A 24,218-nucleotide genomic window follows, 5' to 3' on the forward strand; every position below is an offset into this window, starting at 1 on the left:
CGGTTGAGGCTTACTGCCACTGCCCTCCCACATAGCATTTGCGCACTGGGGCAGGTCAATGGTTTTTGTTGCGCTATCCGGATTTTCCCCGTACAAAGTAATTAAATTTCACCTGACTGATTCGTTTCTCTCGTAGCTCTCCCACCCACCGGAAATGGTGCGGCATGTGGCGGAGTTCGCGTGCCTGCGTCTTGTGCCGTTGGAGAGGTTGCGCTATCGGCATGACGGTTTCGCTGTGTTTAACGGCTCACTTATGGCGTTTTAGTCCGGATAGTTCGTTTGCGGATCATGGATGGTTAACCTACTATGATTCAAACCGTAAGGCACCCCAAAATAACAAACCTTTCACGGTGCCTTTTCGATCCTGACATTAAGAAAACCAAAGCATAAGGTTTGTCGCTCTCAAAAAGCCGCGTACGCACGAATCCGACACTTTGTCGCGGAGGACCGTCATGCCGAAAGAAGAAAGGAAGTTTGATGAGTTGCTGGCTCAGGCTCCGGAGGACGAGGAGCAGAAACAGCTTGTTTTGGTCGGCGCAATTGCACGCACGAAGGATCGCGGCACGTTCATTCTCAAGCTTGAGAGCGGTCGTAGTTTGACCCTGCCCGTAGACGCTGTGCTTTCGTCGAAGTTACTGGCTCGTTCGTTCGGGAGCTTGTTTGTCGAACTTGAATTGGCGATTGACAAGCTTCCATCCGACATCGCCGACGCCGAGCTTAACGCCCCCAGCGCGCAATTCAAGGTAGTAAACGACTCGATCACTTTCCCGCCCGTTCGAGATTTACAGTTTAAAACCCCGACTGGCGACTACACATATCCGGGCCATTGGGATACGGCCTACGCCGCGCTCGGCGCACCGTCACCTCAATTCAAAGCTCCGTGGCGCGATACCGGGATCAAAGGCCCAGACTGGGACGTAACATTCCCGAACCATCTGGATACTATTTGGGAAAGTAACTCTGTGCCCGAGAAACTTCCCTCTCATGACGTTGCAGGCCCCGTCTGGGGAGGCTATGAGCAAGGATGGTTGAGTCCGGCGTCTGGACTTTCTGGCATGACGCCGTTTTCGCTTGCTGCGCCACACCAGGTCTCAAGTGCGTATCTCTCTGCCATGCAGCAGGGCGCCGCATTCCCATGGATGCACGGGCGCTTCACCTTCCCACCGGGGACTTTCAGTGATCCACCATTGCCGAAGGCGCACGCGGACCCGCAGGCATGAGCGTCCTGATCATATCGACGCTTGATGACGGTCATGCTCAGGCGGTGATCAAGGCGCTTCATGCTAATGGGCATGAGGCGCCCCATGTGCTAGACCTCTCCCATTTCCCCAAACAGATCACGGTTTCGCTGCACTTCCAGAGTGATCAACGTCGGTTTTCGTTGTCACATCGGTCGTCTGGTCACTTTGATCTAGGCGCCATTCACGCCGTCTGGTGGAGACGTCCGCAGGCGATCGATCTCTCAAAGGCCGACGCGCGACACGCTCAATTCGTTCGCTCAGAGTGGAACACCGCTCTACAGGGGCTATTCCACTCGATGAACGCGTTTTGGGTTAACGACCCTGCTCGCGACGCTGTCGCAGCTCATAAGCCGTTTCAACTCACGGTAGCACAGGAGTGCGGCTTGACCGTTCCCGTGACCCTGATGACGAGCGATCCAAATGAGGCTGTGCGCTTTTGGAATGCTTATCCCGGGCGGACAATTTTCAAGCAGTTTCTCGCTCTACCTGATAGTTGGCGCGAGACCCGTATTGTCGGCGAGGCGGAGGCGGAGTTCGTCGAAACGGTCCGACTCGCACCGGTCATCTTTCAGGAGCGAGTAGACGGGGTTGCTGACATTCGCGTGACAGCGGTCGGCGATCGCTGTTACGCGGCGGCGACGCCGCTAAAGGACTTGCAGTATCCGAATGACGTTCGTATGAACCACGGCGTCGAATATGTCGAGCACCTTCTTCCACCGTCAGTTGAAGAACGCGTGCTCTCGCTTATGGCGCGGTTGGGATTGGTTTATGGTGCAGTGGATCTGCGCCTCACCGCGCGCCAAGAATATGTCTTCTTCGAGGTGAACCCCGCGGGGCAATACCTTTACGTTAATCCCGAGACCCACGAGAAAGTTACTTCTGCTCTTGCCAATGTCCTCGCCGACCCGAGCTCGGCCCGCCGGGACTGAATGCCGCTTGTTCCCTTCGGCAAGTGGAGTGGCTTGGCCCTTGCTAACTGGCGTGCGACGAACGGGTTCTGGTGCAAATAGACGGTCTGGAAGAGATGGTTCCTATAGAAAAGATTTCTTATCGAGCAGACAGGACAGCATTCCAGACGGCGGGCGCAGAGGTATCTTTGAGGCCGAGCTTCGCCAGGTTGAATTGGCCTTTGCGAATGCGATGCGTCAACTCAATGCCTGCAAGAGTGATCGCGGCGTTCCTGAAACGGTTGAAGCCGAGCATGACATTCGTCCGGGACTTGACGTGGCGATGGTCCTGCTCGATCAAGTTGTTGAGATATTTCGAGGATCGGACCTTGTTGTCCTTCGGCAGCAGACCGTCGGCCTTCATCTCCCGCACAGCACGGTGTGAGGCGGCATAGCCATCGAGCGTGATGGTCTTTGGTGGCTTGCCCTGATGTTTGGTTGCCTTGCTGAAAAAGGCTTTGGCCGCCTTCACGTCACGTTTCGCCCTGAGCAGGAAGTCAACCGTCTGACCCGCCCGATCCACCGCCCGATAAAGATAGACCCATTTGCCGCGGATTTTCAGGTAAGTCTCGTCGGCACGCCACGACGCGCCCGCTGGCGCGCCGAAACGGTTCCAGCGCTTGACGAACTCCGGCCTGTAACGCTTCACCCAACGCAGGATCGTCGTGTGGGCCAGCGACAGGCCACGCTCGGCCATCATCTCGACAAGTGAAGTTGACCCGCAAAAACGGACATCTATCCTTTGGAGAAGGAGGTGCCGATTATGGCCAAGCATCGTACCCCGTACCCGGCGGAATTTCGGGCGCAAATGGTCGGGCTGGTGAAGGCCGGACGCAGGCCGGAGGAACTGGAAAAGAAGTTCGAGCCGACTGCACAGACCATCTACAACTGGGTGGCGCAGGCTGATCGCGACACAGGTGTGCGGCATGACGGTCTGACCACAGCCGAACGCCAGGAGCTCACACGGTTGCGTCGCGAAGTCCGGCAACTGAAGATGGAGCGCGACATACTCTCTCACGCGGCAGCCTGGTTCGCGAGGGAGACGGGATCCATTCCACCGAAGGGCGGTACGGATTCATGAAAGCGAACCGGGCCCGCTGGCCCATCGCGATGATGGCACGGCTGCTCGGCGTCTCGACGAGCGGCTATTACACATGGCTGGTGCGGGAGCCCGCGATGCGCACGCGTAGCGATGCGCAACTGCTCGCGCATATCCGCACGCTCCATGCAAGCTCGCGCGGCACGTATGGGGCACCGCGTATTCATGCGCAACTCGCGCGCGAAGGCATACACGTGGGGCGCAAGCGGGTGGCGCGCCTCATGCGTATGGCGGGTCTGTGCGGGGCAAGCCGGCGGCGCTGGCCGCGCACCACACGGCCACGCGCAGGCGCCCGGCGTGCGCCTGATCTGGTGCGCCGGCACTTCAGTGCCGAGGCGACAAACGTGCTGTGGGTCGCAGACGCGACCTATGTACCCACGGGTGAAGGATTCCTCTATCTGGCGGTTGTGCTGGATGTATTCAGCCGTCGCGTCGTCGGCTGGGCGATGTCCAACCATCTGTACACCGAACTGATGTTGCGGGCGTTTGACATGGCGTTGCAGCAGCGACGCCATGACGGTGTGATTCTACATTCCGATCAAGGCTGTCAATACACCTCCATTGCCTTCGGGCGGCGCTGCCGAGAAGCCGGCGTACAACCGTCGATGGGGACCACCGGCGACGCTTATGACAACGCGATGTGCGAGTCATTCTTCGGCACGCTCGAAGCCGAACTGCTCTGTCGCGAACACTTCGCGACCCACGAACAGGCAAGGCGGCGTCTGTTCTCGTTTCTGGAGAGCTGGTACAACATACGCCGCCTCCACAGCAGCATCGGCTACTGTTCGCCGCTCGAATTCGAAAACCTGCATGCGCAAAATCAAAGCTTATCGTCGCGCGGGTTGCCCACCGCCGGGCAGCGTCGTGGTCTTGACAGGCGACCCGCCGCCCGGCCGTGGACAACCCGCGATTTGATCTTATCGGGAGGTGCCACACCGCATTAAACTCAACTGCAAATCTATCCGTCGAACCGGGTCAACCTCAAAGATCACGCAGGCTGAGCTTGTAGCGCAGATACCAGCGCACGCACAGAATGATCACGTCGCGGTTGAAGTGGCGACCTGAGAACAGTTCGTCCATACTCTTGAGCTTGCTCATTGTCGGATGATGAGATCGGGGGGCAACACTCTAACCGATTCACCTTCACTATTTGCACCGGAACTAGAAATCGTATCGTCGACCGGAGCGGCCGAGTGCTGGGAGCGACAGAATGCCCATGAAGGTCTGCTATTGGGCGACCGGCCGTTCGACACTAGTCGGCCAGAAACCCACATTCCAGCTATGGACTAGTATCGATCCAGGTGATGCGCAGAATCTCCGCCGTTCAAAAGCCAGCCGTGAACGGTCCATTTACGATAAGTCAGGGGGCGAGGCATGTCATTGCATGAAACGAAGCGGCATTTGATCCAGTGTAGTGGTCTAATTTCCTCGGACAGGTCGATAGGAGGACAATCCGGAATCGACGAGGAAAACAGTAGATGACAAGAAGGCGCCGACAATTTGACGCCAGCTTCAAGCTGGAAGTGGTACGGATGGTCCGAGACCAGGGGTTATCGGTCAGCGAAGTCAGCCGGTCGATGGACCTGGTTGAGACAGCCGTGCGACGCTGGGTGGCGCAGTACGACGCAGAGCGCGCAGGCGGTCCTGGCGAGGGCAAACCGCTGACGGCAGAACAGCAGCGCATCCGGCAACTCGAAGCGGAGAACCGGCAACTGCGAGAGGACAATACGCTGCTAAAAAACATCCGAAGGGCCATGCCCTCCCCAAGGAGCAGAAACTCCGGGCAAGTCCTACACTGGCCACGCTGAAGGGAGCGGCCGTCCGCTTACTGGTGACTGATCCCGTTAAAAAACATGGTCCAGGGACCGATGCGGACCCGGCATTGGTGATACCGTGAGGTGATCCCGTTCAGGAAAGTGATAGATACCGCAGTCCCGCCCTTTGGCACTTCCATGACCAGGAGGGCCAGACATGGCACAGCCCAAACCGAGGCGAACCGTCGCTCGCCGCACCGATATGTCCGTTGTCAATCCGCACGCCGCAGGCATCGATGTCGGCGCACAGTTTCACGTTGTCGCGGTCGGACCCGAATGCGCCGAGGAACCGGTGCGTTCGTTCCGCAGCTTCACCGCCGATCTTCACGAACTTGCCAGGTGGCTCAGGCAGGTCAAGGTCACGACTGTCGTGATGGAGTCGACCGGGATTTACTGGCTTCCCGTGTTCGAAATCCTCGAGTCTTATGGTTTCGAGGTGTTGCTGGTCAACGCCCGGGAGGCAAAGAGCGTGCCGGGACGCAAGAGCGATGTGAACGATGCCCAGTGGCTGCAGAAGCTGCACCGGTACGGACTGCTGCGCGCCAGCTTCCACCCCCGACAGGAGGTGGCCACGCTACGATCCTATCTGCGGCAGCGGGAGCGCCTGCTGGAATATGCGGCGTCCCATATCCAGCATATGCAGAAGGCAATGATGCAGATGAATGTACAGTTGCATCACGTCGTTGAGGACATCACAGGCGTCACCGGCATGAAGATCATCCGGGCGATCGTCGCGGGTGAGCGCGATACCGATGTCCTCGCACAGCATCGCGACAGGCGCTGCAAAGCCTCCATCGAGACAATCCGTGAAGCGCTGGGCGGTCATTACCAGCCCGAACACGTGTTCGAGCTCACCCAGGCCGTGGCCCTGTACGACTTCTACCAGACCCAGGTGACGCAATGCGATCAGCGGATCGAAATCGCGCTCAAGCAGTTGCAGGCTGGCATCGAACCCGTCGCCGCGCCACTGCCGGCAGCGCGACATCGAGGCAAGCAGTCAAACGACTTCTCATTCGACGTGCGTGCTGCGCTGTACGGGATGCTCGGTGTCGACCTGACGCAGATTCACGGCCTGGGACCCTACGTGGCGCTCAAGCTCATTGCCGAATGCGGCAACGACATGTCCCGCTGGCCGAGCGTGAAGCACTTCACGTCATGGCTGTGCCTCGCACCTGGCAACAAGATCTCGGGCGGCAAGATCCTGTCTTCGAAAACGCGCCGCTCCTCCAGCAAGGCCGCTGCCGCGTTGCGGCTCGCCGCCGTCACGGTCGGTAGGACCGACACCGCTCTGGGCGGCTTCTACCGACGGCTGTCAGCCCGCATCGGCAAGGCGAAGGCCGTCACTGCCACCGCACGCAAGATCGCGGCGCTCTTCTACAACACACTGCGCTACGGCATGGAATATGTCGATCCAGGCGCAGCCTATTATGAGGAACGTTATCGGCAGCGGGTCCTGAACAACCTGACGCGCCGGGCCGAGTCCCTGGGCTATGTCCTTCGGGCCAAAGCGACCTGACTCAGGGGAGTTTCTCAGGAAAGCGTCGGCCTTCTTTGCACGGGAACTGAAGTGAGTTATCGCGTGGTAACTCACTTGCAAGAGGAGGCCGTATCGGTCAGTGCCGCCTGCCGGGTATTACAGGTGAGTCGCTCGGGCTACTATGCGCACCGGCGTGCCAGGCCGAGCGCAAAGAGCCTGCAGGAACAGACCCACGTCAAGGCAGCATTCGTTTCGAGCGGCGCGAACTACGGCAGCCGGCGCGTGATGCATGCGCTGCGGGCAGAGGGACTGCGCATTGGGCGTTATCGGGTCCGCACGCTGATGCGCGAAGCGGGTTTGCGGGCGCGTTGGAAACGCAAGTTCGTCTCGACGACTGACAGCAGGCACACGCTACCGGTGGCCGCGAACGTGCTCGACCGACAGTTTGACGTGGCCGAGCCCAATCGCGCGTGGGTTTCGGACATCACGTATATCCGCACGGCGCAGGGCTGGCTCTATCTGGCGGTTGTGCTGGACCTGTACTCATGCAAGGTGGTCGGCTGGTCGATGGCGCCGACCATGCCGGCCGGACTGGTCATGTCGGCACTCACCATGGCGCTGCAGCAGCGTCGGCCAGCGCCGGGCCTGGTCCTGCATTCGGACCGGGGCAGCCAGGGCGGATTCAACCGGTCGTTGCAACACCTTTGATCGAGGAGGTGTTGCATGGGACGAAGGGCAAAGCAGGTGTATCGGTTGACAGGGCGAGAAGCGATGTACTCGCCGGGTGCGCCATCACTTGGACATGTGATGGAGCGTCGGTTTTGGCAACAGATCGCAACGGGCATTACAAGCGAGAAAGCAGCGGAGGCGGTAGGCGTATCTCAAGCGGTAGGCTCGCGCTGGTTCCGCTATCGTGGCGGCATGCCACTATTCATGTCGAAACCTATCGCTGGTCGATACTTGTCGTTCGCTGAGCGGGAAGATATAGCGTTGCTCTCGGTACAAGGTCTTGAGGTACGCGAAATTGCCCGGCGTCCTGGACGCAGTCCGTCAACCGTTTCGCGGGAACTCACACGCAATGCGGCAACCCGTGGTGGGTGCCTCGAGTATCGTGCTTCGGTCGCGCAGTGGAAGGCGGAACGGTTCGCCAAACGACCAAAGCCAGCGAAGCTGGCGACGAACGCACGGCTGCGCCAATACGTACAGGAGCGCCTTGACGGCAAGGTACATGACGCTGATGGTCGTGAAATTGCGGGGCCCAGGCAGGCACCGTTCAAGGGGCGCAATAAACCACATCGCGGTGACCGAAAGTGGGTCAACGGCTGGTCACCTGAACAGATTGCCAATCGATTGCAAGCTGATTTCCCGGATGATGAATCTATGCGCATCTCTCACGAAGCCATTTATCAAGCGCTCTATATTCAAGGGCGCGGTGCGCTCAAGCGCGAGCTGGTGGGTTGCCTTCGCACCGGGCGCGCGTTGCGCGTTCCCCGAGCGAGAGCGCGTGCCAAGGCGTGGGCGCACGTCAGCGAGGAGGTGATGATTTCCAGCCGGCCTGCAGAAGTGCAAGATCGTGCTGTGCCAGGCCATTGGGAGGGCGACCTGATTATCGGCTTAAACCGATCAGCCATCGGGACGTTGGTGGAAAGATCAAGCCGCTTTACGATGCTCGTGCACTTACCTCGCGAGAAAGGCTATGGGCTAATTCCACGCACGAAAAACGGGCCTGCGCTGGCCGGCTACGGAGCTGTTACGATGGCCAACGCACTCAAGAAGACCGTGGCGGACTTGCCTTCTCAGTTGTGGCGATCATTGACCTGGGATCGTGGCAAGGAACTGTCCGATCACGCCCGCTTCACGATCGAGTCCGGCGTGAAGGTGTTCTTCGCTGACCCGCACAGCCCATGGCAGCGCGGTACGAACGAAAACACCAATGGCCTTCTACGACAATACTTCCCAAAGGGCACAGACCTGTCCCGGTGGAGTGCTCGCGAGATCCAGGCCGTTGCTAACACATTGAATACCAGGCCCCGGAAAACACTCGGCTGGAAGACGCCTGCGGAGGCCTTGGACGAATACCTAAAATCTGTTCAATAATCTAGTGTTGCAACGACCGGTTGAATCCGCCCAGTACGCGAGCGATGAATATCAGGCCTTGTTGAAGCAACACCACGTGGTTTGCAGCATGAGCCGCAAGGGAAATTGTTGGGACAATTCGGTGATGGAGCGCTTCTTCCTGAACCTGAAGATGGAGCGCGTGTGGCAACGTCACTACGCCAACCACGATGAAGCACGGCGCGACATCAATCAGTACATCGTCGGCTTCTACAACGCCGTACGCCTGCATTCGACTTTGGGCTATCTGTCGCCCGTTGCCTACGAGGCGAAACCGACAGTGAAAGAACCTATTAGCCTGTCCGAAATAACTTGACCACTACACAGTTGCTCGGCGATGCCGACAACAAAGTCATCGCGTTGTCAGGCAAATGGGGGACCGGTAAGAGCCATCTGTGGCGAGACGTCAAGAAAGATACCCGAGATCAGTTACCTGCAGTGAAAGGAGCAATCTATGTTTCTCTGTTCGGCATAGGTGACATGAATCAACTCAAGCTCAAAGCAGTGCAAAGTGCGATTCCAAAGGCAGAAGAGAACTCGGCTGCAATGGAAAGCGTTCGCACAGCCTTGAAGGCGGCAAAGAAGGTCCTCGAAGCTGTGCACAAAGGCTTTGCCGCGCTTGATGAAGTGGCCTTGCTGGCAGTCCCGGGCTTGTTAAATGGCAGGCTGATCGTCCTCGACGACATCGAGCGCAAACACGAGAGGCTCAGCATTGACGAGGTATTGGGCTTCATTGACGAGTTCACCCAACAGCACGACGCGCGGTTCCTTCTGGTTCTTAACGATGACCAGCTTGCGGAGCGTGAGGTCTGGGACACGCTTCGAGATAAGGTGATCGATCAGGAAATCCGGCTTCTCACCACACCTGAGGAAGCCTTCGGCATCGCCATAAAGCTGACGCCTTCAAACTACTCGGAATGGATCAAGAAAGCAGTAGGGGTTTGTGGCGTGAACAACATTCGCGTCATCTGCAAGGTGATCCGTGCAGTGAATCGCATCCTTGGCAGCCGCCAGCTTCAGGACGTGGTGCTTGCGCGCGTCGTTCCGTCGATCGTCTTGTTGGCGGCGATCAGTTTCAAGGGTATCGAGGATGGTCCGGACTTCCAGTTCGTATTGGCGGCGGGATCCGAGTCCGATTGGGAAGGGTTTCTGGCGGACAAAAAAAACGAAGCCGACGAGGACGACAAGGGCAGGGCGAAATGGCGATTGCTTTTGAAAGAGCTTGACATCATTACTTGTGACGAGTTCGAAGTCCTCGTGGTTGACTTTCTAGAGTCGGGTCAGTTCGACGCCGGCGAGGTGTCAAAGATCGTCGAGCGATACGCGGCCGAAACCGACGCAATGCAAGCCCGAGAGAAGTCGCGCGACTTTATAAAACGTTTGGTTTGGGACCACCGCGTCAGCGAGGCTGAGTTAGTCGAGCAAGCCAAAGAGTTGGTGCCCGTTTCGAAGCATCTCGATCCCTACATTGCCACAGACCTTTGCTCGGCCCTATCTTCCTTACCAGCTGGTAAGGACGTAGGGAGGGCGATAGTTCAAGGTTGGCTCAGCGAGTTCCGGACGCAACAACACGATGACGTCAACGACGAGAATCCCTTCGGCCGGCCGCTTCACCCTGAAATCAGTGCCGAGTTTGCAGCTATCAAGGCGGGAGCTCAGGCGAAGGCGACGCTATTCGACACTTCCAAGTACATTGTGGAGCACAGCGGCTGGGGGCCGCGACAAGAGATTGTGATGAAGACGGCCACTGCGGCCGAATTCGAGTCAACGATTCGAAGCCTGGGCATCGACGACCTTCGCTTTTTCATGCGCCATTTGTTGGAGATGCGAATTCAGAGGCAGACATACGATCCGCACTTTGGCTCCGCCACCGACCGATTCACAGAGGCGTGCCGCAACATCGTGTCGGCCCCCGATTCTGGTCGACTTGGAACGCTAATCAAACATCTGTTCAAAGAAGCAAATCTGGGATCGGAAGTCGATCCATCTGCGATTTCGATTGCTGCTGCTTCCGCAGAGGCGGCAGCGCCTCTTGGTCAGGGTCGCGCCTAGCGCTTGTCTTCTGCGGCAAGCTTAATTCACCGGATCGGTTTCGTGGCGCGCCCCAGGGGCGTTATCCGGTTTCATTTCAGCGATTCGCGAGTGGGTCGCCCACTGTCCTAGCAGGTTGCGGAAATACCTCGCACTGAAGTCATCGCGACGGATAGCAAAGGCGTTGATGTAAGAAGCTCACCCGTCCCCAGGAGATTATGCGCGGCGCCGACACGTTCACCGAGAGTTTGTTTTCCGTGCGCAAGCTGGACGATTTCGTTCCGAGCTCGCATCCGCTGCGCTCGATTCGCGTGATGGCGAACGCGGCGCTGGCGAAGATGGATCGGGTGTTTGCCGGGATGTACGAGGCCGACATCAAGGGAGGCCGACCGAGCATCGCGCCGGAGAAGCTGCTGCGAGCGATGCTGCTGCAGGTGCTATACAGCGTCCGGTCCGAACGTCAGCTCATGGAGCAAACGCAATACAACCTGCTCTTTCGGTGGTTTATCGGTCTGTCGATGGACGATTCGGTCTGGGTGCCGACGGTATTCACGAAGAACCGCGAGCGTTTGATCCGGCACGATGCGGTGGTCGAATTCTTCAACGAAGTACTGTCCATCGCGCAGAAGAAGAACTGGTTGTCGGGCGAGCACTTCAGCGTGGACGGCACGCTGATCCAGGCTTGGGCGGGGCACAAGAGTTTTGTGCGCAAGGACGATGACGACAGCAGCGGGGAAGGCGGCTTCAAGGGTAGCAAGCGGAGCAACGAAACGCACGAGTCGAAGACCGATCCCGATGCACGACTTTACCGCAAGGGCAAGACGGCCAGCGAACTACGTTACATGGGCCACACGCTGACGGACAACCGCCATGGGCTGGTGGTCAACGCCCGTGTGAGTTGCGCTGACGGCCATGCCGAACGTGAAGCGGCTAAGGTCATGATCAACGATGCGCGGCAAGCATCGAGCGATGCGGCGGCGCAAATCACGCTGGGTGCGGACAAGGGTTATGACGCACATGAATTCATCGAAGCTTGCCAGCAGATGAAGGTCACGCCGCACGTAGCGCAAAACGCCTCCGGTCGCCGTTCGGCGGTGCCCGATGCGATTGCGCGCAGCGTCGGCTACGCGATATCGCAGCAAAAGCGCAAGCTGATCGAATAAGGCTTTGGGTGGGCGAAGATTGTGGGGCGCATGCGCCAGGTGATGGTGCGCGGGTTGAAGAAAGTCGACCAGATGTTCGTGTTGAACATGGCCGCCTACAACCTCGTGCGCATGCGTTCGCTAGGACAGGTCCGCCCGTAGTGGCGGCAATCGCGGGGAATGAGGCGAAAACAGGCCTCAAGCCGTCGGAAAAGAAGCGGAATTCACGTTGAGATTTCGCAATGCAGAAATTGCGCAGCGGTAGCCGCGCGGAGCGAGCGACGTTGCTTTCGGAGGGGTGTATTTCCGCAACCTGCTAGGCAGGCGGCCATTCGGTGACCACAGGACTTGATGGGCCGTGGATATCCACTTTGGCTGATAACTTGGCGGGCAGTACGCGTACACGAATGACCGCTGGACCTCAGGAAGCTGTCGTTCAGGTCGCGCCAGCTCCAACGGCCGGACAGGGTCGCAAGTACTCGTTCGCTTTCCGTGGGACGAGTCATTCGCGACCACCGACCTGTGAATGACAGGAAAGCGCCCCATACCCGCCTGACCGGCACCGATGCTCGAATGACGGCTCAGGCCGAACTCCAGTCTCCCTGTGCGAGTAGACGAATGGCCGTTGTACCTTGAAAGCCGACGTGGAGCGCGCCGGGACGACGGCCCGCCATGGAGGCGAACTCCGACTCAGCCCGACGCGTGCTAGCGTGTCCTGATCGGCTCTGAGAATCGCGCGGGCTCCCCGATGCGGGGTTTCGCGATACGCACAATTGCCCTTGAATGAGTTTGATCGCGCCTGCTGAAGATTGAGACACTTGCCAGTCGTGGTTGCGCAGCATCTTCCGGTCGAGCGGCCGCTGCGCTGCGCTCGCCGGCGTTGCAGCACGGTTTGCATCGTTTCCGGTCGGTAACATGGCCGCAGTTGGGATCATGGCTTCTTCAAGCTTTGCCAGGATCGCGCTGGAAAGTGCCTGACGGTATCGAAGACGGTATTCCTGAAGAAGTCGGCATTCGGATGCCCTGTGTTCGCGATGTTTGAACGAAAGCGCGCGTGGATTCTCTGTTGCGGTCTGTCCAGAGCTGAAAACTGCCGACTGGATTTTTCGGTATGGCTGACGGTATCGTCACTCCCGACCGGCCGGAGAAGCCGGTATACACAAGGGTCCCCGTCACCGATTGACGATCGAGTGGGAGTGATGGTAAAAATATCTCAATTAAATCAATGGCTTACGAGGCGTGTTCGGATTGTCTATCAGAGTGCAACGTTGCCGGGGTTGAGCTAGTCCTTGGGAGGGTTATACGTGCTCCGCTTCAGACTTAAAACCTCGGCCAGCCTTTCTGAGCGTCATTCGTCAGCTTCGGAACGACATGCCAGGGCTTCATGAAGCCGGGTTTCGGTAGTGCGCAAGCTCGTACACGGACAGCAATTTCAGCTGTCCACGGCACGTGTACCGACGTAAATTTTGGACAATTCTGTAGTGGCGGAAAGTTGGCCAGGTGAAGAAAAGCCGCACCCTGCGGCTTTTCTGCGCGCTCGTCATGCCAGTCGGAGCATGAGTGTGAGGGTATGAATCGGAGACGGTGTGAGCCCGTACGACTCATAGAAAGCCGCTGCGTGTGCGTCAATCGCATGCACAAGCATCGCACGTACGCCAAGATCTTTTGCGATCGAGCTAGCGCGATTGAGGGCGTCCTTCAAAAGGGCAGCGCCGAATTGGATGCCTTTTGTATTTACGTCTCGCGCTAGCCGGCCAAGCACAACCACCGGAATTGGATCCCGCATATTTCGACGAACGTTGCCGGTTGCATCGACATGGGCAACGGCTCCAGCCGCGAGGGCATAGTAGCCGTAGACGCGGCCGGTATCATCGGTCGTTACAAATACACGGCTTGTCCCACTGTTGTGGTTAATCAGGGCGCGCCGCTTCAGCCAGTCGTCAAGCTCCAGCCTTCCGCAGGAAAAGCTGGCAACGTCGTGCTCGGCCAGCAGCGGCTGCGGAGCAGAAAGCTTCCGATTCATTCGCTGTTTTCATTCCAAGGGGTTTTCACGTCCATAAGACTGCAAGACCCGCGTTTGCGACTTTCGGCGCGTCTAGCAATTCGGTGAACTGCTTAAATTTTTCCGAATCAAGCCCAAAGAAAGTGCGATCCAGGACGACGGCCTGCGCGCGCTCCCAAGCGGCCTCCAACATAAAGTCAGAGCGGTTTTTGCCAAGCAGGCTCGCTGCGTAATCGATCAGATCACGTTGCTCTGGCAAGGCGCGAAGATTAATAGGTGCGTCGCGCATGATGCACTCCATACTGTATATACGATAGATATACGTATGGCAGGGCAATGTGTATCTGATGTCAATACGCGCCGTGGCAGAATCCGTCAAGTTTCAGCCTGGCGACGGGATCGAGAAGTGCCTGGATCGACGGGTAGAGCTACGTGCCGAAACTATTGCCCGAGAATGTGGTAGTGCCAGTGCTGAGTGCCACCTTGTGTGTCGAATCTGCGGGCGATGGAGGACGAGGCCCGGGATATACTGTGTGTCCCCTTTTTACCGAGCCGGTAGGCAATCAAGGACGCCTTACGGACTCGATCCGAGGGGCGGATTCAGCCGTTGGCGGATTGACTGGATCTGCCCGCGTGGGAGGCAATCCGAGGCCCGCTGAACTTCGCATTGTTTGAGCGGGTCGGTCGCGCAAATATCACGGCAAGTCATGACTAGCAAACACTCTTCCACCAAGTCACGTCGATCCTCGAAGCTTTCCCGCATCCACGCCCCCGATCACATGTCGCCCGCCGACTGGCAGCGCGCCTTGCGTCGGCAATTCGGGCAAGAGCAAGCGTTCTCGCTGGAGAATCTCGGGACGGAGACGTATTTCTCCGAATTCCGCGTCGGCAATCCGGAGTCGAACTTCAGCTATCGCGTGTCGATTCGTGGGGCCTGCCCGGGCGACAACTTTTGCGACTGTCCCGATTACGCCACCAACGAACTCGGCACCTGCAAGCACATTGAATTTACCTTGTCGCGACTGCTGCGCAAGCGAGGCGCAAAGGCGGCCTTCGCCCGTGGTTATCAGCCCGCATTCTCGGAGCTGTATTTGCGAAACGAGGGAGGGCGAGCGGTCCATTTTCGCGCCGGCGCGGATTGTCCGGCAAAGGTAGCCAAAGCGGCCGCCGCTTTGTTCGACGAGTCTCGGCGATGGCATCTGCCGGAGGACCGTTTCGAAGATCTCGGGCGCTTTCTCTCCAGGGTGGCGAAGGCCGGGCACGAATTGCGCGCCCATGACGACGCGCTCGACTTCATCGCTGGCCGAAACGATGCGGCGCGCCGTGCCAGGATGCTCGACGGGCAGTTTCCGCAAGGAGGGGCGACGCCCTCGCTGAAGAGGCTGCTCAAGGTGCCGCTCTATCCGTACCAGGCCGAAGGCGCATTGTTCGCCGTGCGTGCCGGGCGCGCCTTGATCGGCGACGAAATGGGCCTCGGCAAGACGGTGCAGGCCGTCGCGGCGGCGGAAATCCTGATCCGGCATTTTGGCGTGTCGAAAGTGCTGGTGATTTGCCCGACTTCGCTCAAGTATCAGTGGCAGAGCGAGATCACGCGGTTCTCCGGCCACGCTTCGAGGGTAGTCGCGGCGGCCTTGCCCAGAGGCGGGGCGAATATGCGGCCCAGGATCTCTACAAGATCACCAACTATGAGAAGCTGAAATCGGACCTTGACATGATTTCCGCGTGGGCGCCGGAGCTGGTCATCGTCGACGAGGCGCAGCGCATCAAGAACTGGAACACCATTGCGGCGAAGGCTCTCAAGCGAATCGACAGCCCCTATGCCGTTGTGCTGACGGGAACGCCTCTCGAAAACAAGCTGGAGGAACTCGTTTCCATCGTTCAATTCGTCGACCAGCACCGTCTTGGGCCCACGTGGAAGCTGCTGCACGAACATCAGGTCAAGGACGAGGCGGGACGCGTGACGGGATACACGGGCCTCGAGAAGATCAGCCAGACCCTGGCACCGATCATGATACGGCGTCGCAAGTCCGAGGTGCTGCTGCAGTTGCCCGGGCGCACCGACCAGAATCTGCTGGTGCCCATGACCGAGCTGCAGATGGCGTATCACACGGAAAACGCGGACATCGTGGCCAAAATCGTCCGGCGCTGGCGTAACACCAGGTTTCTGTCGGATCAGGACCAGCGGCGCCTCACCTGTGCTTTGCAGAACATGCGCATGTCGTGCAACAGCACCTATCTGCTGGACCAGGAAACCGATCATGGCGTGAAGGCCGACGAGCTGGCGACGTTGTTCGAGTCGCTTTTCACGCAGCCGGACGAGAAAGTCGTGGTGTTCAGTCAATGGACGCGCACGCATGAGATAGTCATTCGCCGGCTCAAGAAGCTCGGCATCGGCTACGTCAGCTTCCATGGCGGCGTGCCGTCGGAAAATCGGCCCGCGCTGGTGCAGCGCTTTCGGGACGATTCGGACTGTCGGGTATTTCTGTCGACGGACGCAGGTAGCACGGGGCTCAACCTCCAGCACGCGTCGACGCTCGTGAACATGGATCTGCCGTGGAACCCGGCGGTGCTGGAACAGCGCATCGCGCGCATCTATCGGTTGGGCCAGAAAAAGCCGGTACAAGTCGTCAATTACATCGCGAAGGGAACGATCGAGGAGGGCATGCTGTCGGTGCTGGCTTTCAAGCGCTCGCTGGCGGAAGGCATCCTCGATGGCGGCGCCAGCGAAATTCTGCTCGGTGGTTCGCGCCTGACCCGCTTCATGAAGGATGTCGAAAACGTCGCGGGGCGGATGGGAGAGAGCGAGGTCATGGCCGCGGCGGAGGAAGCCGCGAGCGGCGCAGTCGTGTCCGGCGACGCGGCGCGTGACGCGAGCGTCGTGGAAACCGACCTCGCCGGTACCGGCGAGCGGCCTCAAGCTTCGACCATCGATACAGCGCAACGAGGCGCGTCCTTCGAACCGTGGTCAGGGTTGCTGCAGTTCGGCGCGGCGCTGGTGTCGGCGTTGAATGAGCCGGGCGATGGCGCGGTTGCCGCACACCCGTGGGTCGAGCGCGATGCCGTGACGGGCGCGCGAAGTCTCAGGTTGCCGCTGCCATCTCCCGAGACGGCAAGACGACTGGCTGAGGTGCTGTCGACGATCTCGGATGCTCTGCTGCGCAACGGCAGCGCAAACTAAAGTCGCTGAACGTGGGAGTTGGGGCAGGCATCTTCGAGGCGGCCTGCTTCGAGTCGTATTCGAGTTGTACCTGGCGGTGAGATGGGGAAGTTCTAAGCGCAAGCCCGCTCTTCGAGCGCCGCCCTGACCCACCCGAATCCCACGCGCTCCTGCTCGAGCCGCAATCCATGGCGAATCCGGTTGTCGCGGAGGTCATCGAAGAGTTCCCGCTCTTTGGCCGTGAGCCGCGGCAGATCGCGCGTGACCTGATCGCCTTCTTCTCCCCAGAACGCTTCATGCGCCACCAGCGTCGCGCGGTCCATCAAGAACGATCCAACATGCGGGAACCGGCTGCGCAATTGATCGAGAATGGCGAAGCCGTGCGTGTCGATGTCGCCCCAGTAGTGGAGCGCACAGTCCGTGAGCCATCGCGCCGGCTCGAGAGCTTCCCAACCGTAGCCCGCCCCGAAGAGCACGATCGACTGCGGAACGTCGGGAAACGCCAAAAAATTTATCTCGTTTTCCGTAATGAACACGTGGCGGCATGGCAGTGTGAGGCGCGCGAAGCTGTCAGCGTCGAGTGCGATGTCGGGCCGGCCCATGCCGGGCAGAACGGCGAGCCTGTCATCGAGCGCGCGAAATCGAATCCGAGGCGGCTTCTCGCGGAACCCGTAGCGAGCAGCGAATTGGGCGGCGGCTGTCCGGCTGCTGTCGATTGACTCCGACGGCAGCACGAGATCGAGCCATTGGGCGAGGACGCCGCGCCGCGCCTCGATGAATTTCGTGTCGACGTTGGCGATTTCGGCCTGGCGAAGATATACGCCCGGCTGCGGATGTGCTTGCAGCCAATCGACGACTGCCAGCAGTCGTTCCCAATCGCCTGCGAATTCGAGTGCTTGCAACGGGCGCTGCGCAAGCCACGTGGTGAGCTTCGGCTGGCGCGAGCGTGTGATTTCGAGCAGCCGCTCGAACTGCGCTGCGTCGCGGCGCTTGCCGGCGACCGCGAGCGCATCGTCCAGACTGTCCACCCAAGCTGCTTGTGGCAAACGCTGCAGGCCGAGAATGCGATGATTGATTTCTCGCCATTCGATGCGTACGCGCGGTGTCGCGGCAATCTCCGCGATCCATGCGCGTACCGCGTCGAAGCGTTCGGCCAATTCGGACGAGCTCGGGCCTTTTATCGTTAGACGTAGTGGGAACAGCCCCTCGGTGCCGTCTACGAGGCTCCGCAGCCATTCGCCACGCTCCCATAGGCGCTGGAGGCGAACGCGCAGTTCGGCGGTCGTGGTCCAATTCATTGCTCGAACTCCGCCTTGCGCGCGCGGTACTCCTCGATCGACAGGTTGCGCAGCTTCGAGGCGCGTCCGCCCTCGTTCTGAACGAATCCGACGCTCGAAACGAACGGCTCGATGATGTGAATCTTCTGCAGCGGCGTGACGATCAGCAGTTGCAGGTTCAGTTTTTGAAACAATGTGAGACCGTATTGCGCCGATTCGTCGGAGCCTCGTCCAAACGCCTCGTCGATGACGACGAAGCGGAACGATCGAGAACGCACGGCGCCCCATTCGAGGCCGAACTGATAGGCGAGACTCGCGGCAAGGATCGTATAGGCGAGCTTTTCCTTCTGGCCGCCCGATTTACCGCCCGAGTCCGAATAGTGCTCGTATTCGCTGTCGTCCTCACGCCAACGCTCGCTGGCGGCGAACAGAAACCAGTTGCGCACGTCGGTCACTTTGGCGCGCCAGCGCCGGTCCTGCTCGGTCAACCCTTCGCGGCCGCGGAAGCGGTCAATGATCCGTTTGACTTGCAGGAACTTGGTCTCCGAGTATTGGCTATCGTCCGAGCCGGTGAGTTCGCCCTCGGTGCAAGCACGCAGGTCGCTCTGGAATTCGCGGATCTCCGCGTCGGGGCTGGACTGACTCTCGAGGACGATGTATCGGCCCGCGTTGTAGTCGATTTGTCGCAACGATTCGTTGATGCGTTCGATACGTTCCTTGATCGTTTGCCGTTCGCGGGCGAGCTGGCCGTGGAAGTTGGCGATCTCGTTGATCGTATTGACGTTGAGCAGCTCTTTGAAACGCGCTTCGAAGCGCGGCAGATCGTCCGCTTGCAGCCGCGCGAGCATGTCACGGTACTCTGAGGTCGCGTCGAGGCTCGCATCGAAGTCGGCCGTTTCGAGCTTGTAGGCATCCTTGAAGGCCGCCATGGCCTTGACGATTTTTTCGGCAAGGCGGCCGAGCGACTTCGTTTCGTTGTCGATACGGGTTGTCAACGTCTCTCGCACGTCCCGCTCGCGGTTGTCGCATGACTCGACGGAAAGCTGGTGTTCGCCGAGAATCTCCGCTCGCAGCGCCTCGATTCGCTCGGCAAGTTCGGCATTCACTTGCGCAACGAGCGCGTGCGTCTCGTCGCGCAACGTTTGCGCTGCCTCCCGCCTGGCCAGGATACCGCCCAGTTCCGAGTCGGTTTCCGAGATCGCCGCTTCACTCTCTGTCAACGACGCTTGCGCCGAGTCCAATTGGGCCGTTAGCTCCGCGAGGGCGTCGCTTGCCGCTTCGAGGCGGGCTTTTTCGTCTGCCAGACGTGCGATCGCGGTCGCGCAGCTTCCCCAGTCGATGTCGCGGAAGTCGACGAACTCGCCGATGCGCGCAAGCGCTTCGAGCTGCTCGCGCACCTTCGCGTGCTCGCTTTGAGCTTCTCCAAGCTTCTGTCCGATCTCGCCAAGCCGAACCTCGAGCGCTCGCCGTTGGGCTTCGAGGGCGGCAATTTTGGCCGTGTTGCTCCAACCCAGCACGTAGCGGCTGCGATCGTCAAGCGCGCGGCGGTCGTCTTTTTCGTGGCGCTCGCCAAGCGCTTTCGCCTGGCCCGCACGCGTGATCGCGCGCATCTCGCGCCGAAACTGCTCCTGCGTATCGCAGCATGCATAGTCGAACCGGCGGCCGATTTCGCGCTCGAGCCAGCCATAGAACAGCGAATCGGGCTTGATCGCGAGCTTGTACGCGAGCGAGTGGCGGTGTAGCTCGATGGCCTCGGCTGCGCGCGCGGCGCGTTCAGAGCGCACGCGAAAGTAGACGAGCCGCCCCCGGAGATGAGTGCGATCGACCCACGCCGCGACGTTCGCATAGTGCTCGTCGGGCACGAGCAGCGACAGGCCGAAGTTGTGCAGGACGCGCTCGGCGGCGCCCTCCCAATCGCGCGCATCCTCTTGCACCTGAATGAGTTCGCCGGCGAACGGCAGGGCGTCTTCCTCCAGACTGAGCGCCGAGCATAGGCTCGCCCGCATCGCGACTTGTTCCTTCGGGATGTTGTTACGTCGAGCTTTCAGGCTCGCGATTTCGTCCTCTAGCAGATCACGCTGCGCTTTCCCTTCGCGAAAGGCCACGCTCCATTCGGTAATCGCATTTTGCTCTTGCGCTTCGTCGTCGACGAGCGAGCTGCGCCGCTCGGCCAGACGTTGGCGTTGGGAAGCGAATGCGGCCTCATCCGTGGCCTCGGTTTCGCCGAGCAGCGTAACGATGGCGGCATAGCGTTGCGCGCGTTCGCGGCGACGCGCGCTTTCTCGCTCGTGCTGGCGGATTTCGACCTCGAGCTGCGCGATGCGATCGCCGCCTTGTTCGGCCACGGCGCGGCGCAAATCGTCCACGCGCTGGCGCGCCTGGTCGCGCGCTTCTTCGTGCCGCGCCTTGCGTGATATTGCACGCGCGTGATCCTCGTCGAGCAATTGGAGGCGGCGCTCGATGAGGCCGAGCTTGAGCCCGGCGAAGTAGGGTTTCAGTGCTTCACGGCACGCTCGCCAGCCTTCGAGAATGTGTCCTTGCTCGCTGTGGCGATCGCAGTCGTCGACGAGCGGTGTCAGCAGTTCCACCTGGCGCTTGGCTTTCAGTACCGCCTCGTGCGCGCGATTCAGATCGTCGAAGTGAGTGATCAGTGCGTCGACGCGCGGTGCAACGTCGAATGGCTCAAGCATGTGGCTGCGTACGAAGTCGGTGAGATTGCCCACCGATTTCATCGATACCGTTTGATGGAAGAGCTCGAGCGCTTGCTCGTTTTCGATTCCAAAGCGCCGCCGGAACCAGGCGCTGTATTTCGGAAATGTGTCCTCGATTTCGGCACCCAGCCCGCGCAGCTTTTTGCGCAGCTGTGCGATGTCGGTGCCGAAGCGCGAGAAGTCAGCGGCGATCGAGAGGTCGCGTTCGGCACAGACGAAGAATCGCGCGGGTTGAGCCTGTGCGTCTTTCATCCAGAACACCTGCGCGAGTGTGACTGTGGCATCGTACCCGGCGTTACGAAACACGCCCAAAACCACCGAATAGCTGTTATGGTCGCGCAGGCTCACGGGCCTGGCCGTCCCCGTGACCTCGTTGCGCTCCGACTTGTAGTAGCCAAGCACATACGAGCGTAACGTACGTTCCTTGCTGTCCGCGCCTGCCGCCTTGTTGTAGGCGATGCGCTGCGCGGGCACGAGGAGGGTGGTGATGGCGTCGACGAGCGTCGACTTGCCGGAGCCGATGTCTCCTGTCAGCAGGCCGTTGCGGCCATCGACCCGCAGCACCCAGACTCGTTGGTCGAAGGTTCCCCAATTGAAAACCTCGAGCCGCTCGAGGCGAAAGCCCGTCAGGGCGTCGTCGACGGCAAAATCGAGGCCGAGCGTGCGCGGCTCATTCATCGCGACTCTCCTGTTGGTCAGAAACCGTCGAATCTTGAAGGTGGTGCGCCCGATAGCTCGCGAGCCGCGCGTCGAAATCGAGCAGCCATTGCGCATCGACGAACGCCTTGAGAATGCGCCGCACCTCGAATGTGGGCGGTCCGCTCGTGGTCTTCATCCGGCGTAGGAAGCCGAGCTCGACGATCTTGTTCACGTGTGTATCGATTTGATCGACCAGGCGCGCCTCGTTGGTGCTCGCGGGAAGGAATACGCGTACGAGCTCGACGATGTCCTCGCGCGCAAGGACGAGCCGCGTGTCGCCGCCGCCAGCATCCCATTCCGCCAGCTTCTTTCGCAGCAGCGCGAGCAGCAGGCTCACGGGGAACGAGAGTGGACGCCGGGCAACGAGCCGGGGTAGCTTAGCCTGTTCCCCATCGACTTCAGCGTCATGCGCGGCGCGGCTTTTTACGAAGGCGTAGCCTTCCGCCTCGTCCACGACGAGCTCGAGGCCAAGCACGGCGACGTAGTCGCGCGCGTGCGTCTGCAATTCGAGCAGTGCGGCCCAGAGGCGCTCGTTTCCATCACGATAAACCACGCCCTTGAGCAGCGCGATGGCAACTGTCGACAAATCGCCTCGACCAGGCGACGAGGCTTGCTGTTCTTCCGTCATCTCTACCTTGTGAAAATCACACGCGGCATCGTCGTGCGCTTAATGATTGGTGTTCCGTTGGCGTCGTTCGCCTGCCACTCGATCGTATCGGAAATGGTCTCATCGACGGTCGCGCGAAATGATCCAGCTTCGGCGCTCAGTTGCAAATAGGCGACGAGCTCGGCGAGCCCATGCTCGAGAGGCTGCGAAGCGGTCAGTTCGGCAAGCGTCACTTGCGGCCGATCTTGCAGGCATCGGCGGATATGGCCTGCGAGGCGCGCGCGATCGACGACGATCTGCGCGTAGAGTGCCGAGGCATCGAGGTTCGCCTCACCGGTTTCGATTGAGACGTTGGCAATGAGAGGGCGCAGCGCCGGCGCGTAAAGCGGGCGTTCCATCGGCAGCTCGATGTCAGTGGATGCGGTCTCGATCTCCATGACGGAGCCTGGTGGGGGCGCTTCGCGCAGCGCAAGCGCTTTCGTTTCGATACCGCGCAGAATGTCCATGATGCGGCGGTTTTCGAGCCACGCTTGATCGTCGAGGAAGCGTCGAAGCTGCTGCGAGAGCTGAGCTACCGTGCGCTGCGTATGCTCGCCGGCTTCCAGCCAGTCATAGTGGACGCGCCGCGTGCGCGCGTCGGGCCTCATTTCCATGACCGCCGGCAGCGCCAGCACGCGCTCGAGCCGTTTCGAGAGTTCCTCTTGACGGCGGCTCGACATCAGGAAGTCCCAAAACGCCCGGAAGCTGCTGCCCTGGTCCGAATCGGCGATCGCGTCGCGCTCGCCCATGATTTCCTCGATGAGCGCACCCTTCGATCCTTCCCAGAGCGCGATTCGCTCGCGCACATGTCGGTCCAGCAGCCGAAAGTTTTGTTCGACTTCACGGAAATCCGTTAGCAGGTCGCGCGCCATCTGCATGAATTGCTGAAAGCGGTCCTTGAGCGCGGCATCGTCGAGCAGCCGAACGTCACCGGCCTCCACGCGGGCGATTTCTTCGTCGATCTGGCCGCGCCGCGTGTGGAGCTCGGCAAGACGCCTTTCGGGGTCCGCCTCGCTGCCTTCGCCCATCTGCCGCAGCAGCTCGAAAAGTGTCAAGAGCCTCGATTCCGTGCCGACAAAGCTGCGTTCCGTCAGCGTGCCGAGCCACGCGATCGCTTTCTCCGTGGCGGGTGTCAGGTCGAACTGTGGTTCATCGGATCCTTGGCGATAGTACTTGCGCAACCATCCCTTTTCAGGGCTGGCCCAGTCGTTCAGATACTCGAGCGCCGGCTTCGGGAAGGCGTCATCGCCGAGTTGTTCGCGCAACGCGTAAAGCTCATCTTCGAGTGCTTCGGCAAGAAGCGGAGCCGCCACCACGCGCACGTTTGGCGCGACGAACACGCGGTGCAGGAAGCTGACAGCGAGCGGCGCGTGGTCGGAGCGTAACAGGCGCCAAGCGGGATGGCGCGTGCGCAGCGCATCGAGGGTAGGGTAGTCGAGGGGCATCGGTGCGAGATGACGGGTTCGGCACTGCTGAGGAGATCGCCGATCTTTGGCTCAAAAGGCCAGTATCCTACTCCGACTGTCATCCCAATTTTGCAAGGCACCGCTCTGGAATGAGTCTCACGGTGTTTCTGGCGGTGTAGTGATCAGCGAAAAATATCCGGCGACGCGAGTGCAGCGGATTATCGGGTCCAGCGCACTGATGGGCGACAAGACGGTCACGGCGGACGGACAGACCTTTCTGCCCAAGGGCTATTATCCGCCTCTCATGAACGGGGACGAGTTCAACGAGCTTCAGCTTCTCGTGAGCAGGCGCGGTTTCATTAAGGGCAAGGGGGCAATCGCCGCCATCACCGTGCCCGCGTCCCCATCCGCGCCGTCGATTTCCCCCTAACGCACCAACCGGTTCGGTGCCCTT

At 60.0% G+C, this 24,218-nt stretch carries 14 protein-coding genes and 7 pseudogenes; 13 read left to right on the forward strand and 8 right to left on the reverse strand.

Going from position 1 to position 24,218, the window contains the following annotated elements:
• Positions 1-452: 452 nt before the first annotated feature.
• Both OKW38_RS07755 and OKW38_RS07760 read left to right on the forward strand, forming a co-directional pair.
• Complete coding sequence (locus OKW38_RS07755; RefSeq protein ID WP_429360880.1) at positions 453-1,220, forward strand: hypothetical protein; 768 nt, start codon at positions 453-455, stop codon at positions 1,218-1,220.
• A complete protein-coding gene (locus OKW38_RS07760; protein WP_429360882.1) occupies positions 1,217-2,170 on the forward strand; it encodes an MvdC/MvdD family ATP grasp protein in 954 nt (317 codons plus the stop codon). The genes OKW38_RS07755 and OKW38_RS07760 overlap by 4 nt, the downstream gene beginning before the upstream one ends.
• Before the next feature lie 118 nt (positions 2,171-2,288).
• On the opposite strand, the pseudogene OKW38_RS07765 reads toward OKW38_RS07760, so the two are convergent.
• Positions 2,289-2,897, reverse strand: a pseudogene (locus OKW38_RS07765) (IS6 family transposase); the annotation flags it as partial.
• A 54-nt stretch (positions 2,898-2,951) separates the two neighbouring features.
• Between OKW38_RS07765 and OKW38_RS07770 the strand changes: the two are divergent.
• Positions 2,952-4,099, forward strand: a pseudogene (locus tag OKW38_RS07770) (IS3 family transposase); the annotation flags it as partial.
• 172 nt (positions 4,100-4,271) lie between these two features.
• Here OKW38_RS07770 and OKW38_RS07775 read toward each other — a convergent pair.
• Positions 4,272-4,385, reverse strand: a pseudogene (locus OKW38_RS07775) (IS6 family transposase); the annotation flags it as partial.
• A 380-nt stretch (positions 4,386-4,765) separates the two neighbouring features.
• Here OKW38_RS07775 and OKW38_RS07780 point away from each other — a divergent pair.
• The 7 genes and pseudogenes from OKW38_RS07780 to OKW38_RS07810 form a co-directional block, all read left to right on the forward strand.
• A pseudogene (locus OKW38_RS07780) lies at positions 4,766-5,026 on the forward strand (transposase); the annotation flags it as partial.
• A gap of 232 nt (positions 5,027-5,258) precedes the next feature.
• Positions 5,259-6,617: an IS110 family transposase gene (locus OKW38_RS07785; RefSeq protein ID WP_429360884.1), complete on the forward strand. Its 1,359-nt coding sequence runs from the start codon at positions 5,259-5,261 to the stop codon at positions 6,615-6,617.
• Between the two features lie 36 nt (positions 6,618-6,653).
• Positions 6,654-7,286 (forward strand): annotated as a pseudogene (locus OKW38_RS07790) (IS3 family transposase); the annotation flags it as partial.
• A 15-nt stretch (positions 7,287-7,301) separates the two neighbouring features.
• On the forward strand, positions 7,302-8,675 hold the full coding sequence (locus OKW38_RS07795) for an IS30 family transposase (protein WP_429360886.1): 1,374 nt from the start codon (positions 7,302-7,304) through the stop codon (positions 8,673-8,675).
• Between the two features lie 28 nt (positions 8,676-8,703).
• A pseudogene (locus OKW38_RS07800) lies at positions 8,704-9,009 on the forward strand (integrase core domain-containing protein); the annotation flags it as partial.
• A complete protein-coding gene (locus OKW38_RS07805) occupies positions 9,006-10,745 on the forward strand; it encodes a P-loop NTPase fold protein (protein WP_429360888.1) in 1,740 nt (579 codons plus the stop codon). The pseudogene OKW38_RS07800 and the gene OKW38_RS07805, both read left to right, overlap by 4 nt.
• A 197-nt stretch (positions 10,746-10,942) precedes the next feature.
• Positions 10,943-12,028, forward strand: a pseudogene (locus OKW38_RS07810) (IS5 family transposase).
• A 1,378-nt stretch (positions 12,029-13,406) separates the two neighbouring features.
• Here OKW38_RS07810 and OKW38_RS07815 read toward each other — a convergent pair.
• Positions 13,407-13,889 carry a GNAT family N-acetyltransferase gene (locus tag OKW38_RS07815; RefSeq protein ID WP_429360890.1) on the reverse strand — a complete coding sequence of 161 codons (483 nt, stop codon included), beginning with the start codon at positions 13,887-13,889 and terminating at the stop codon, positions 13,407-13,409.
• A 25-nt stretch (positions 13,890-13,914) separates the two neighbouring features.
• Complete coding sequence (locus tag OKW38_RS07820) at positions 13,915-14,157, reverse strand: DUF1778 domain-containing protein (RefSeq protein WP_429334760.1); 243 nt, start codon at positions 14,155-14,157, stop codon at positions 13,915-13,917.
• A 418-nt stretch (positions 14,158-14,575) separates the two neighbouring features.
• Here OKW38_RS07820 and OKW38_RS07825 point away from each other — a divergent pair, with 418 nt between their 5' ends.
• Together OKW38_RS07825 and OKW38_RS07830 are read left to right on the forward strand one after the other, a co-directional pair.
• Positions 14,576-15,565 carry an SNF2-related protein gene (locus OKW38_RS07825; RefSeq protein WP_429360891.1) on the forward strand — a complete coding sequence of 330 codons (990 nt, stop codon included), beginning with the start codon at positions 14,576-14,578 and terminating at the stop codon, positions 15,563-15,565.
• 14 nt (positions 15,566-15,579) lie between these two features.
• On the forward strand, positions 15,580-17,046 hold the full coding sequence (locus tag OKW38_RS07830) for a DEAD/DEAH box helicase (protein ID WP_429363693.1): 1,467 nt from the start codon (positions 15,580-15,582) through the stop codon (positions 17,044-17,046).
• Positions 17,047-17,138: 92 nt separating this feature from the next.
• On the opposite strand, the gene OKW38_RS07835 is transcribed toward OKW38_RS07830, so the two are convergent.
• From OKW38_RS07835 to OKW38_RS07850, 4 genes are read right to left on the reverse strand one after another with little or no spacing between them, the layout of a single operon-like run.
• Positions 17,139-18,323, reverse strand: a complete 1,185-nt coding sequence (locus OKW38_RS07835; protein ID WP_090800543.1) for a Wadjet anti-phage system protein JetD domain-containing protein — start codon at positions 18,321-18,323, stop codon at positions 17,139-17,141.
• Entirely contained in the window at positions 18,320-21,691 is a 3,372-nt protein-coding gene (locus OKW38_RS07840) for an ATP-binding protein (protein WP_429360893.1), read from the reverse strand. The genes OKW38_RS07835 and OKW38_RS07840 overlap by 4 nt, the downstream gene beginning before the upstream one ends.
• Positions 21,684-22,340, reverse strand: a complete 657-nt coding sequence (locus OKW38_RS07845; protein WP_090800540.1) for a DUF4194 domain-containing protein — start codon at positions 22,338-22,340, stop codon at positions 21,684-21,686. Before OKW38_RS07845 ends, OKW38_RS07840 begins: the two co-directional genes overlap by 8 nt.
• A 2-nt stretch (positions 22,341-22,342) precedes the next feature.
• The gene (locus tag OKW38_RS07850; protein ID WP_429360895.1) at positions 22,343-23,803 is read right to left on the reverse strand and encodes a DUF3375 domain-containing protein; all 1,461 of its coding nucleotides are present in this window, start codon (positions 23,801-23,803) and stop codon (positions 22,343-22,345) included.
• A gap of 139 nt (positions 23,804-23,942) precedes the next feature.
• Between OKW38_RS07850 and OKW38_RS07855 the strand changes: the two genes are divergently transcribed.
• Positions 23,943-24,194: a hypothetical protein gene (locus tag OKW38_RS07855; RefSeq protein WP_429360896.1), complete on the forward strand. Its 252-nt coding sequence runs from the start codon at positions 23,943-23,945 to the stop codon at positions 24,192-24,194.
• The last annotated feature ends 24 nt before the right edge of the window (positions 24,195-24,218 follow it).

The organism is Paraburkholderia sp. MM5496-R1 (assembly GCF_050436205.1).
Taxonomy (GTDB): Bacteria; Pseudomonadota; Gammaproteobacteria; order Burkholderiales; family Burkholderiaceae; genus Paraburkholderia; species Paraburkholderia tuberum.